The sequence below is a fragment of the Phyllobacterium pellucidum genome, from assembly GCF_013327855.1.
Taxonomy (GTDB): Bacteria; Pseudomonadota; Alphaproteobacteria; order Rhizobiales; family Rhizobiaceae; genus Phyllobacterium; species Phyllobacterium pellucidum.
In genome coordinates this window covers 105,599-118,430 of record NZ_JABUMX010000003.1, presented here as the reverse complement: position 1 = coordinate 118,430, position 12,832 = coordinate 105,599, and the positions used below count along the sequence as shown (strand labels likewise).

12 protein-coding genes are annotated in these 12,832 nt (G+C 59.5%); 6 read left to right on the top strand and 6 right to left on the bottom strand.

The window, feature by feature from the left end:
• Window positions 1–4: 4 nt before the first annotated feature.
• On the top strand, window positions 5–706 hold the full coding sequence (locus HQ945_RS13845) for a hypothetical protein (RefSeq protein ID WP_027231284.1): 702 nt from the start codon (window positions 5–7) through the stop codon (window positions 704–706).
• 45 nt (window positions 707–751) lie between these two features.
• Here the strand turns inward: HQ945_RS13845 and HQ945_RS13840 are convergent, their stop codons facing one another.
• Window positions 752–1,942, bottom strand: a complete 1,191-nt coding sequence (locus HQ945_RS13840; protein WP_174208194.1) for an alpha-hydroxy acid oxidase — start codon at window positions 1,940–1,942, stop codon at window positions 752–754.
• A 207-nt stretch (window positions 1,943–2,149) separates the two neighbouring features.
• On the opposite strand from HQ945_RS13840, the gene HQ945_RS13835 reads away from it, so the two are divergent.
• A complete protein-coding gene (locus HQ945_RS13835; protein WP_174208193.1) occupies window positions 2,150–3,073 on the top strand; it encodes a 2-hydroxyacid dehydrogenase in 924 nt (307 codons plus the stop codon).
• A gap of 42 nt (window positions 3,074–3,115) precedes the next feature.
• On the opposite strand, the gene purU is transcribed toward HQ945_RS13835, so the two are convergent.
• The 5 genes from purU to cobG all read right to left on the bottom strand — a co-directional run bounded on the left by purU (window position 3,116) and on the right by cobG (window position 8,285).
• A complete protein-coding gene (gene purU / locus HQ945_RS13830; protein WP_027231287.1) occupies window positions 3,116–3,970 on the bottom strand; it encodes a formyltetrahydrofolate deformylase in 855 nt (284 codons plus the stop codon).
• A gap of 169 nt (window positions 3,971–4,139) precedes the next feature.
• A complete protein-coding gene (cobJ, locus tag HQ945_RS13825; RefSeq protein ID WP_174208192.1) occupies window positions 4,140–5,558 on the bottom strand; it encodes a precorrin-3B C(17)-methyltransferase in 1,419 nt (472 codons plus the stop codon).
• Window positions 5,555–6,295, bottom strand: coding sequence for a precorrin-2 C(20)-methyltransferase (locus HQ945_RS13820; protein ID WP_027231289.1), 741 nt, complete (start codon window positions 6,293–6,295; stop codon window positions 5,555–5,557). Before HQ945_RS13820 ends, cobJ begins: the two co-directional genes overlap by 4 nt.
• Window positions 6,295–6,921, bottom strand: a complete 627-nt coding sequence (locus HQ945_RS13815; protein ID WP_174208191.1) for a precorrin-8X methylmutase — start codon at window positions 6,919–6,921, stop codon at window positions 6,295–6,297. Before HQ945_RS13815 ends, HQ945_RS13820 begins: the two co-directional genes overlap by 1 nt.
• Window positions 6,921–8,285 (bottom strand): precorrin-3B synthase, encoded by a 1,365-nt coding sequence (gene cobG, locus HQ945_RS13810; RefSeq protein ID WP_174208190.1) that lies wholly within the window; start codon window positions 8,283–8,285, stop codon window positions 6,921–6,923. The genes HQ945_RS13815 and cobG overlap by 1 nt, the downstream gene beginning before the upstream one ends.
• Window positions 8,286–8,398: 113 nt before the next feature.
• On the opposite strand from cobG, the gene cbiE reads away from it, so the two are divergent.
• The 4 genes from cbiE to HQ945_RS13790 all read left to right on the top strand — a co-directional run bounded on the left by cbiE (window position 8,399) and on the right by HQ945_RS13790 (window position 12,771).
• A complete protein-coding gene (gene cbiE, locus HQ945_RS13805) occupies window positions 8,399–9,631 on the top strand; it encodes a precorrin-6y C5,15-methyltransferase (decarboxylating) subunit CbiE (protein WP_174208189.1) in 1,233 nt (410 codons plus the stop codon).
• Between the two features lie 182 nt (window positions 9,632–9,813).
• Window positions 9,814–10,860, top strand: coding sequence for a DUF475 domain-containing protein (locus HQ945_RS13800; RefSeq protein WP_027231293.1), 1,047 nt, complete (start codon window positions 9,814–9,816; stop codon window positions 10,858–10,860).
• An 87-nt stretch (window positions 10,861–10,947) separates the two neighbouring features.
• Complete coding sequence (locus tag HQ945_RS13795) at window positions 10,948–11,745, top strand: mechanosensitive ion channel family protein (RefSeq protein ID WP_174208188.1); 798 nt, start codon at window positions 10,948–10,950, stop codon at window positions 11,743–11,745.
• A gap of 120 nt (window positions 11,746–11,865) precedes the next feature.
• Entirely contained in the window at window positions 11,866–12,771 is a 906-nt protein-coding gene (locus tag HQ945_RS13790; RefSeq protein ID WP_174208187.1) for an AraC family transcriptional regulator, read from the top strand.
• Window positions 12,772–12,832: the final 61 nt, after the last annotated feature.

Below are 12,832 nucleotides of genomic sequence, written 5' to 3'. Positions count from 1 at the left end.
TCATATGAACAGGGAACTTGATATCTATATTGGCTGGGATTCACGCGAACCCATTGCCTACGAGGTTGCAAAGAGCACTATCCTCAAACATGCGAGCATTCCGGTCAATGTGATCCCGATCAAGCTGGAAGAGCTTGTCGAGAAAGGCGCCTATACCCGCGACATCGACCCGCTGGCTTCAACAGAATTCACCTATTCGCGCTTCTTCACCCCGTGGCTTGCCGGCTACAAGGGCTGGGCACTGTTTTGCGATTGCGATTTCCTGTTCTTCTCCGACGTGGCCAAGCTTTTAGATTACCGCGACGAATCGAAGGCAGTCATCTGCGTCAAGCATGACTACACCCCCAAGGAAGGCACCAAGATGGATGGCAAGGTGCAGACCAGCTATCCGCGCAAGAACTGGTCGTCCTTCATGCTCTTCAACTGCGAGCATCCGTCAACGCGCCAGCTGACGCCGGAATTGATCAACCGCGAAACGGGCGCCTATCTCCACCGGATGCAGTGGGCGAAGGATGATGAGATCGGCGAAGTTCCGGTCGAATGGAACTGGCTCGAAGGCTGGAATGAGAAGCCGGCCAGCGGCTATCCCAACGCCGTGCATTTCACCAATGGCGGCCCCTGGTTCAAGAATTGGCAGAACGTCGATTATGCCGACGAATGGCGATCAGCGGCAGACGCGGTCGATCCCAACTGGAAGGCGATCTGAATTGTGAAAAAAGCCCCAGGCGACCAGGGCTTTTTGGGCTCATGCCTATGACGCGCGCTTGGTCTTGACTTCGGCCATGCGCGGTTTGGTTTCGAGCCCGCTCTTGTAGAGATTGTTGCGGTCAAGATTTTTCACGTCGCGCTCGCCGCACAGCGCCATGGTGATGTCAAGTTCCTTGCGGATGATTTCGAGCGCCTCGCTCACGCCCTGCTTGCCGCCAGCGCCGAGGCCGTAAAGGAAGGCGCGTCCGATAAAAGTGCCCTTTGCGCCAATGGCGAGGGCCTTCAGGACATCCTGACCGGAGCGGATGCCGCCGTCGAACAGCACTTCGATCTTGTCGCCCACGGCGTCGACGATTTCGGCCAGCACAGAAATCGAGGAGGGCGCGCCATCGAGCTGACGCCCGCCATGATTGGAGACGATAATCGCGTCGGCGCCAGTCGATACGGCCATCTTTGCATCTTCGACGTCGAGAATGCCCTTGATGATGATCTTGCCGCCCCAGCGTTCCTTGATCCAGGCGACATCGCTCCAGGAGAGGCGCGGGTCGAACTGTTCCGCCGTCCAGACCGAGAGGGACGAGAGATCGCCGACGCCCTTGGCGTGACCGACGATGTTGCGGAAGGTGTGCCGTTTTGTCTTCAACATGCCGAGGCACCATTGCGGGCGCGTCATCATCTGCCAGATGTGCTTCGGCGTGAATTTTGGCGGTGCGGAGAGTCCGTTGCGAATATCCTTATGGCGCTGGCCGAGAATCTGCAGGTCGAGCGTCAAAACGAGAGCGGAGCATTTGGCAGCCTTGGCGCGGTCGATAAGATTGTAGATGAAATCACGGTCGCGCATCACGTAAAGCTGGAACCAGAACGGCTTCGTCGTCGCTTCGGCGACGTCCTCGATCGAGCAGATGCTCATGGTCGAAAGCGTGAAGGGGACGCCGAACTCTTCGGCCGCCTGTGCCGCCAGGATCTCGCCATCGGCATGCTGCATACCGGTAAGCCCGGTCGGCGCCAGAGCCACGGGCATTGATACCTTCTTGCCGATCATCGTGCTTTCCAGCGTGCGGTCGGTCATGTCGACGGCTACGCGCTGGCGCAGCTGAATCTTGCGAAAATCCTCTTCGTTGGCGCGATAGGTGCTTTCCGTCCAGGCGCCCGAATCCGCATAGTCGAAGAACATCTTCGGTACGCGCCGCTTGGCAATTCGCTTCAGATCATTGATTTCAACTGATTTTGACATTTTTTCGTCCCGAGGCCTTGGTCCTTGCTTTTCATACTAATTGATAGGGTGGCGCAAGCACCAGAACCAAATTACCGCGCCTGACGGTTTTAATCATATACGGGTGCATATTTCACATATAAATTATTGCGTAAAGGTTTGTGTTTGCGTCACCAGTTTCGCTATGGTCAGGAAAGCCCATTGAATTGAACGAACAGGATGTGACGAATGCCAATGCAACCGCTTCTCGTACTCGGGCCGTTGATGCCCTATCTCCTTGAAGAACTCGAAAAGCGCTATGCGGTGGAAAAGCTCTACGAGGAAAAGGATGCGCTCGGTTTCCTCGAAAAGAATGCAAGCCGGTTTCGCGCCGCGGTAACGAGCACGTTTACCGGGCTGAAGGCTGACATGATCGACCTTTTGACGGCGGTCGAGATTGTTTCGTCATTCGGCGTCGGCACCGATTCTCTCGATGTTGCCTATGCGGAGAAGAAGGGCATCAAGGTCGCGAACACGCCGGACGTGCTCAACGAAGATACCGCCAACATGGCGATCGTGCTCCTCCTCGCCGCAACCCGCGATCTTGTGGCCAATGATCGCTTCGTGCGCTCCGGTCGCTGGGCGAGGGGCGAGAATGCACCGCTTGCCCTCGGCATCGAGGGAAAGAAGGTCGGGCTCGTGGGGCTCGGCCGTATCGGCAGCGTCATTGCCCGCAAGCTTGAGGCTTTTGGCTGCGATGTCGTCTATCATACCCGCAACAGGAAGCCGGACGCGCCCTACACCCATTATGACGATCTTGTCGCAATGGCGCGCGACTGCGCCGCCCTTATCGCCATCCTGCCCGGCGGCGCGGCGACGCAGGGGATTATTTCACGTGAGGTGTTGCAGGCGCTCGGTCCTGAGGGAACCTTCGTCAATATCGCGCGAGGTACCGTCGTCGATGAGGCGGCACTCGTGGAACTGCTGCAGTCAGGCGAACTCGGCCGCGCCGGGATCGATGTGTTCGTCGACGAACCAAATGTTCCGGAGGTACTGTTCAAGCTCGATAATGTGGTGCTGCAGCCGCACATGGGCAGCGCGACTGTCGAAACCCGGAAGGCAATGGCCGACCGGGTCGTCTCGAACCTCGAGAAATATTTCGCGGCTAACTAACTTTCCTAAGCCGGCTGCGGTAGCAGCCGGTACCGTATCTATCTAGCCAAATACCACGGTCTTGTGGCCGTTGAGCATGACGCGGGATTCGAGGTGCTTCTTCACCGCACGGGCGAGCACGCGGCTTTCGATATCGCGGCCGGTGGCGACAAAGTCCTCGGCGCTCATCGCATGGCTAACGCGCTCGGTCTCCTGCTCGATGATCGGGCCTTCGTCGAGATCCGGCGTGACATAGTGGGCGGTGGCGCCAATCAGCTTCACGCCGCGCTCATGCGCCTGGTGATAGGGCTTAGCGCCCTTGAAGCTCGGCAAGAACGAGTGGTGAATGTTGATTACCTTGCCGTAGAGCCGCTTCGAAAGGTTGTCGGACAGAACCTGCATGTAGCGGGCAAGGACGACAAGATCGGCGCCGCTGTCCTTGACGATCTTCAGGAGGGTTTCTTCCTGGTCGCGCTTGTTGTCCTTCGATACCGGCAGGACGTAATAGGGAATACCCTCGTGCTCGGCGAAACGACGGCTGTCCTCATGGTTGGAGACGATGGCAGCAACTTCGGCATCGAGCCAGCCAACGCGAATCTGGTAGATCAGATGCTGCAATGCATGGTCGAACTTCGACACCATGATGATGATCTTTGGCTTTTTCGCCTGATCGGCGAGGCTCGTCTTCATGTCGAAGCGGTCGATGGCGGGCTTCAACCCCCGTTCGACATCGTCCTTGGTCGTCCCTTCCGCCGCGGTAAAAGCGATGCGCATGAAGAAGCGATTGGTCTGCCGGTCCCAGAATTGGTTGCTCTCGGCAATATTGGCATCCATGCCGGCAAGTTCGGTCGTCACCGAGGCGACGATGCCGGGACGGTCTTCGCAGGTCAGGGTCAAAACGTAATTCTTGTCAGGCATGGTAGCTCCGGATGCAGGCATTCTGGTCTTGGCGGATCATAGTGAGCGCCATTGAAGGGCGGCGATACAAATGCGAAGTGCTCAGTCCTTTTTCCGGCATCGGCGGGCAGCGTCAAATGAACTTTCCTCACTCAACGATGAGTTTTATCCCGAAAGGGCCCGCGGCAAGTCACGATTGCGGCCTCGTCCCATACCAACGCGGCGTATAGACCCAGCTGCCACCATCGGCGCGGGGGAAACTTACCGTATGGGACGATCCAACGATCACCACCGTGCGCATATCAACTTGCTCCGGCGTCAATTCGCCAAGCGTAATGGTCCGCAGCGTTTCGCCCGGCCTGCCTATGTCGCGGCCGAGAACCACGGGCGTCGCGGCACCACGATGCTGACGCAGAATTTCGATCGCACGCGGCAGCTGCCACGGGCGCGGCTTGGAAATCGGATTGTAGAGGGCCATGGCAAGGTCAGCTTCGGCGGCAAGCGCGATCCGCCTCTCGATGATCTCCCAAGGCTTGAGATTGTCGGAAAGCGAAAGAATGCAGAAATCGTGGCCGAGCGGGGCGCCACTGCGGCTTGCCGCCGCCATCGCCGCAGAAACGCCGGGCAGAATTTCGAGCTCGACGGCATGCCAGGCCGGATCTTGCGATTCGTGCAATGCCTCGACCACTGCGGCGGCCATGGCGAACACGCCGGGATCGCCGGAGGAAATCATCACAACGGAGCGGCCGGTCGCCGCCAATTCGAAGGCATGGCGGGCGCGCTGCATTTCCTCGCGATTGTCGGTCATGTGGATCGTCTGATCCGGCCGGAAAGGCTCCGCCATCCGCACATAGGTTTCATAGCCAAGCACATCTTCGGCTCGTTGCAGCGCCTGTTTGACGGCCGGAATCATGAAGTCGGGATCACCGGGACCTAGACCGATGACGGACAGACGGCCGCGCTTCCGAGGGGCAGGACTGTTCTGCGGCACTGACCGAAATACGAGTTCGCCTTTTCCGGGAGCGGCATTGTCGGAGGTCACGCGAATGAGCAGATCGCCGTTCTCATCGATGGGCAGGCGCGCCTGCTCGAGCCAGGGAGCATCGCCCTCGATCCGCACCGTCTTGCCTGCGAGCAGATCCGCGATGAAGGTCTTTGCATCCTCAGGATTTTTAAGCACATAGCCCGGCGGAGGATTGAGCAGGCACGTGCCGAAATGCAATTCACCGGAGGTGGTGATCGCCGGAGCAACACTAACGACATCGGCGATCTTCCTCGCGAGGACGTTGACGCCGGTGGTGCCGCCGAGCAAGGGAACGACGGCAGACCCGTCATCGGCGCCGGCAAGAACGGGGGGCTCGCCTGTCTTGTTGCCGAGAAGTGGCGCCAGCGAGCGTATGGTGATGCCGGCGGCGCAAAGGGCAAGAATAGCGTTGCCGCGCGAATAGTGCTCGCGGATCGTATCGCCGAAATTGGCGAATGTCTCGTCGGCACCCTCAACGCGGCCTTCGAGCCCCAGGACCGTTGCGCCTTCTATACCCGCTTTGATGCGCCGCGCCGTTTCGATGCCGCGTACGGAAAGCACGAAAATGCTGAGCGGGCCGGTCATTCGCCGCTGCCTTGCCACTTTTCGCCCGGGACGAGGATGAGCGAAAAATAAGGCGACGTCTCGGGATCGACTTCGGCGAGCGGAATGATCCGTTGCGCTTGCATGGTCGCCCGTTCGACGTAGAGCGCGCGGTCCATGAGGCCAAGTTCCTCGATGACGCCCCGAACTTTGCTCAGGTTTTTACCGAGCTTCATGATTGCCGCTGCCTCCGTGGCGGCAAGGCGCATCTTCAAATCGGCCGCAGGCAGGACGCCGGACAAAACGGTAAGCGTCTGGTTACGGTAGACCAGCGGCGCGCCGAGCACCGCTGCGCCGCCGAGAATCGAGCAGACGCCGGGAACGACTTCGGTCTCGTAGTCTTCCGCCAGCCGGTCGTGGATATACATGAACGAGCCGTAGAAGAACGGATCGCCCTCGGCGATCACGGCGACGTCGCTGCCGGCATCGAGATGGCGGCGCAACAGGCCGGTGATTTCACCATAGAAGTCGCTGACGATCGCCTCGTAATTCATATGCGCCGGCAGGATCTCGGTTGTGACCGGATAGACGAGCGGGACCAGAAGCTGATTGTCCCGGAGATACTGTTCGACGATGGTCAGCGCGTTGCCCTTCTTGCCTTTGGCGGCATGATAGGCGACGACCGGCGCGCCTTGCAGCAGGCGCAGCGCCTTCAGGGTGATGAGTTCGGGATCGCCGGGACCAACGCCCAGCCCGAAGAGCCGTCCCTTTTGCGGCATCATTCCTTCTCCGAGGCAAGCGCGTTGATGGCTGCCGCCGCCATGGCGCTGCCGCCGCGCCGCCCATGCACGACGACATAGGGTATGCCGCGGCTGTTTTCGGCGAGAGCAGCTTTCGATTCCATGGCGCCGACGAAACCGACGGGAAAACCGAGGATCAGCGCAGGCTTCGGAGCGCCGGCATCGATCATTTCGAGGAGGTGAAAGAGCGCGGTCGGCGCATTGCCAAAGGCCACGACGGCGCCAGGGAGATACGGGCGCCAGAGTTCAAGCGCCGCGGCCGAGCGGGTATTGCCGATATCGCGCGCCAGAGTCGGCACGGACGGATCGTTCAGTGTGCAGGTGACATCGTTATTGGCAGGAAGCCTTGCGCGGGTGACACCCTCGGCCACCATGCGCGCATCGCAAAGGATCGGCGCACCGTTCAAAAGCGCGTTGCGGCCCGCGGTCCCGGCACCTTCGGAGAAGGCGAGGTCATCGATGACGTCCACCATGCCGCAGGCATGGGCGACGCGCACGGCCAATTTTTCGAGATCGGCGGGGATGCGGCTGAGATCAGCCTCGGAACGGATGATGGCGAATGAGCGATCATAGATCGCCTGGCCGTCGCGAATATAATCTAGCATTAACTGGCCCCGAAATTCTTGCCGATCAAATCGGCCGCTTCCTCGATAGTGACATTGGCAGCCAATAGCTTGCCAAAACGCGACGGTCCATTGGTCGCTTGCAGAAAGATGTCATAGTGGCCGGGCGCCGTCGCAACCAGCGTAATGGGACGTGTCCCGGGCGATGCGCAGGATTTCATGCAACCGCTCACATGTATCTGCGGGGAAGCGGATGTCGGGCCCAGCAGGGTGGCGAGCTTAAACCCGTCAGCCTGAGTGGCGGCGAGGGCGGAACCGCAACCGGCTGATCCTGAACAACTGATCATCGTTGCGAGCGGCCTTTCAGGGTCTGAATGCAGGCCCAACGCTTCGAGACGAGCGAGGACGCTCTGCGCCCCAGCCTTTGCAACCCCCGGCAATAGGATACTTTGCCAGGGCGTCAGGCGCAGGTGGCCATTGCCCTGTTCTTGAGCCAGCGCAGCAAGGGCGACGAGCACATCTGGATCAAGACGGCCAAGGGGCGGCATGGCGCCAATGAGGAAAGTGCTTGCACTCTCAATCAGGACGCCGAGGTGTCCATGCGCCCGAGGCTGCCGTCTCAACCATGGGGCAGAAGGATTGTGTCCTACCGAATGGCCGAGCCGCCGCTCCAATTGCTGCAGAAAGTCTGCCTCCCCAATCTCCGCAAGAAAGTGGCGCATGCGCGAGGCGGCGGGGTTGCACCGGCTCCAGTCAAGAAACAGGTCGATGATGCTGGTAACGACCGCAAAGACCTCATCGCCGCTGACCCTCCCGAGCGCCGGGCGATCGCCCCGCTCCGTCGGCGGCACACCGGCAATGCCGAATGCAAATTGCGACGCTTTGTTTTCGGGATCGATCGGGCTAACCCAGATATCGTGCGGGTGTTCCACCATGGCGACAGTCTCGCCGCCATCGACGAGCACCGAGAATTTCGGGGATAGCGTTTGATAGCAGGCATTGAGTTGCAAGGCCGTGAGCAGGCGGAGGGCGAGCGGGCGAACATCGACAAGCGCATGATCGACCCCGGCGACCGGACTGACCATAACGTTGCGCACATCGTCACCGCGATCCGTGAGCGGCCCAAGTCCGGCATCGAGCAAGGCCGCTATGAGCGGCGCTTCCGTCTCCGCGCGAACGCCGCGTATCTGCAGGTTTGCGCGGTTGGTGATCTCGATGACCCCATTTCCGAACTTTTCCGCCGCTTCAGCGACCTGCCGTGCCTGTTCGGCGCTGAATTCGCCGAAGGTGAGCTTTACCCGGCAAATGGCGCCATCAAGCGCCTTGGCCATGCGAAATAGGCCGGGGCAGGCGGAACGCCGGTCTTCGACAGTAAAATTCGGGGCAATTGGCGCGCGCTGGCTCATGGTCTGACGGTTTTACAGGATGGCTGGCAGCGTGCCAACAGCGATGACCCTGGAACGGCAGGCGCGTTGGCGGTTTCGTTGACCTCACGTCTGCTTTCGGGCATGCATGGACCATGAACGAGGAAGAAATCACGGCACAGTGGCTGACGGTAATTGGAATCGGCGAGGACGGTTATGGCGGGCTTGGCGAAAACGCCCGGCGCGCACTTACCGAGGCCGGAACCATTTTCGGCGGCAAGCGCCATCTGGAACTCCTGCCCGACAATCTCGAAGCAAAGCGCGTTGCCTGGCCGACACCGTTTTCCGACGCCTATCCGATGCTGCTTGCTTTACGCGGTCACCCCGTCGTGGTGCTCGCCAGCGGCGACCCTATGCATTTCGGCATGGGCGCGGCGCTGACGCGCCATATCGAGCGCAGCGAGATGCGAATACTTCCTGCCCCGTCCTCGTTCGCTCTCGCAGCCGCTGCAATGGGCTGGCCCATTCAGGAAAGCCAGTTGCTGAGCGTTCATGGCCGGCCAATCGAGACGCTGTTCAAAGCCTTTGTTCCCAACGCCAAACTCATCGTCCTCAGCAATGACGGCGATACACCCGCCAATGTGGCGCGAATGCTCGCCCAGCGCGGATTTGCTGCCGCCAGGCTGACAGTGCTCGAACATCTCGGCGGACCGGATGAGCGCCGGATTGATGGCGTTGCCGGTTCCTGGGATCATCCGCGATGTGCGGATCTCAATGTCGTGGCCGTCGATTGCGGCGTGGTCGGCCAGGAAACCCGAACCTTTCCACTGCTGGCCGGTTTGCCGGATGATGCGTTCGAACATGACGGACAACTGACCAAACGTGATGTCCGTGCCGTCACGCTGGCGCATCTCGCCCCGCTTCCCGGCGAATTGCTGTGGGATGTCGGAGCAGGCTGCGGTTCGATCGGCATCGAGTGGATGCGCAGCCACCCGATGTGCCGGGCGCTCGCAGTCGAAGCCAACGACAAGCGGCAGCAGCTCATTTTGCACAATAGCCGCGCGCTGGGCGTGCCGGACCTTCATCTTGTTCGCGGCGAAGCGCCTGCAGCCCTCGCCGAACTGCCGGCTCCCGACGCGATCTTCATCGGCGGGGGCGTCACCGACCCCGATGTACTTTCCACCTGCTGGGCCCACCTGAAACCTGGCGGCCGCCTCGTCGCAAATGCCGTGACCATCGAAGGCGAAATGACGCTCGTCGATTGGCGCAGGAAGCATGGCGGCGACCTGACCAAGCTTGCAGTTTCGCAGGCACAACCCCTTGGAAGCTTCGACGCCTGGCGCGCTGCGCTGCCCGTTACGATCTATATGGTTCGAAAGACCAATTGACCGCCGCCTGCTCGTGGACGAGACAGGATTGAGACAGGTTTGTGGGGTTTAAAGACAGTGGGAGGATTGCAATCGAGTGTGAAATCATATTGAACGGCGCATAAACCCGCCTATGCGGTGGTTATGGCCGTTCTGAGTTCCCATCTTGATAGCAATCAGGGAGTTTCAAGCAGGAAACGCGCATGGCAACGTATAAATATTTCACCTGGCCCTTCATTTTTACATTTGTTGGTCTCGCGCTCGGTACTTGGATCGGTTTCATTTATTCAGGAACCGTACAGGGCGCACTTTCGGTCCTTTTCATTTGTGCTGTCCTCGGCATCCTCGAAATCTCGCTGTCTTTCGACAACGCTATCGTCAACGCCAAGATCCTGCGGGACATGACACCAACGTGGCAGCGGCGCTTCCTGACCTGGGGCATAATAATCGCCGTGTTTGGCATGCGGATTATCTTTCCGCTGGCAATCGTCGCCATTGCGGCCTGGATCGATCCAATTTCGGCGCTAAAACTCGCCATCTCCAATCCGGAAGAATATGCCCGCATCATGCAGGACGCGCATGTATCCATTGCGGCATTCGGCGGCACTTTCCTGCTGATGGTCGGCCTGAAGTTCTTTTTCGATCACGAGAAGGACGTCCATTGGATCAAGGTTATCGAGGCAAATGCCTCCCGGTTTGCCTCGATCCAGGGTATTGAGGTCGCGGTTGCGCTGCTTCTCATCATATTCTTCTCGCGCCAGCTCGAGGGTGAGGAATCGGTGACGTTCCTGACGTCGGCCATTTACGGCCTCTTGACGTTCCTCTTCGTCGAAGGGCTTGGCGCGGTTCTCGATGCGACCCAGGAGCAGATGGACACGGTGCACAAGGGTGGGCTCGGCGCCTTCCTTTACCTCGAAATGCTCGATGCCAGCTTCTCGTTCGATGGCGTTATCGGGGCATTTGCCCTCTCGACAAATCTCTTCGTCATTGCGATCGGCCTTGGCATCGGCGCCTTCTATGTTCGGGCGCTGACGATCATGATGGTCGACAAGGAAACGCTCGGCCAATATCGCTACCTTGAGCACGGCGCCTTCTACGCGATCCTCGTTCTGGCCCTGATCATGTATTGCCAGACGCTGGTTCACATTCCGGAGGTGATAACCGGCGTGATCGGCGCAGCGCTCATTATGTTCGCCTTCTTCTCCTCGATCCGCTACCGCCGGCGTCACGGCGAGACCCAGGAGGCTTGAGGCGGAACGACGGCGACGCTCTGGCATCCGGAACCAGGAACATCTTCCAACGGTTGAGCCCTTCCCACCGAAACGGAGAACTGTCTTATGGAACTTGATCCTCAAAGCGCCTATTCCGCCATACAAACCGGGATAAGACAGGCGAGTGCGCTGGTTGTCACCTATTCGTTTTCGGTGATCGGCGCGATCTTGCTCATGGTCATAGGGTTTCTTGTGGCCGGCCTCGTGGAGCGCTGGCTCTTTGCCGGTCTTGGCCGCGTTGGCGGCTTCGACCTTACCTTGCGTCGCTTCCTTTCAAAGATCGCGCGCTATTTCGTGCTCGGGCTCGTGGTTGTCATGGTGCTGGGCCAGTTCGGTATCCAGACAGCATCGGTCATTGCCGCCATTGGCGCGGTAGGTCTCGCTATCGGTCTGGCGCTCCAGGGAACACTGCAGAATATAGCCGCCGGTATTATGCTCTTGGCGCTGCGGCCGCTGCGGATCGGCGAATATGTCGAAGTCGGCAGCGTCTCCGGCACTGTTGAGGAGATAGGGCTCTTTGCGACGCGATTGCGTGCCGCTGATGGGATCTACATTCTTGCGCCGAATTCGACGCTATGGACGCTGCCGGTCAAGAATTATACGCGCAATGGCGTGCGCCGGACCGATATCACCATCACGATTCCCAATTCGGATGACATCGAGGCAATGCAGAAATCGCTGATGAAGCTCGCCGAGCGCGATGCGCGCGTGAAAAAGGAACCGACTCCTGCCGCATTTGTCGCGGACCTCGGCGATAGCAGCGTGTCGATAACCTTGCGCTACTGGACCTCTGTCGGTGATTTTGCCGCGACCCAGGCCGAAATGAACAAAAACGTCCGCAATACCCTGAACCAAATGGCTTGACCATATCAGTGCTCGCCAAAGCGCCGCTGGACGGCCGCTTCCAGTGACGCCCAACGGACGGGTGGATTTGGCGCCTCGGCTAATCTAGTATTGATCCGGAACATCGCGCGGGGGCTAAGGATGGCGCGCAGGGGGATAGCCAGTCCGGACAGGTTTCAAGGCGTCGAGCGGCCTTCGTCGCTTGAGATGAGTCATATCACGCTGCAGGACGCCACCTTCGGCAGGCTGAAATGGCGGCACGATGACAATGGCATTCCCGTCCAGCTGGAGCAGGCGGACGGCTACATGATCTGCTATCAAAGAAACCATCTTCCGGCGCGGCCACGTTGGATCGATGGGAAGCCGGTAACGTCCGTATCATTGGATCCCGGCGAATTTCTGCTCCTCGACCTTAGAAGACGCTACACAGCGGTCGAGGCCGGAGACGTCGACTGCGTCTCGATGTTCGCGCCCCATGCCTCGATTACCGAATTCCACCAGGAGAACGATCTGGCGCCCTTCTCGACGCTGCGGGATAGAGACGTGTTTGGTTATTCAGATATCATCGTGCGAAACTTGATGGAATGTTTCGTACCTGCATTCGAACGGCCTGAAGCTGCCTCGCGCCTCTTCCTTGACCAGCTTACTATAACGCTCCTGTCCCATCTGACCATGTTTTACGGGGAACAGGCAACCGAGTTCCGCGCGGTCAAAGGAGGATTGGCTCCGCGGCAAGAGCGAAGGGTAAAGGACCTTCTGCTCGCGAACCTGAAAGGCGATATCGGGCTTGACGTTCTCGCCAAGGAAACCGGCCTTTCCCGCGCTCATCTCGCTCGATCCTTCAAGATCAGCACGGGTCGCTCGCCCATGATGTGGCTGCAGAACCAGCGCCTGGAGAAGGCGGTGACGTTGCTTCTGGGAACGAGCCTTACTATCCAGGCGATCGCCGACGATTGCGGCTTCGCTGACCACAGTCACCTCACGAAAGTTTTCCTCAAGCGCTTCAAGGCCTCCCCGGGCGAATGGCGCCGCAAGCACAAGTTGTGAGGGGACCGAACCGCCGACGGCCGTACCCATTCAAGCATATGTGATTTCGGCCGCTCTCAAA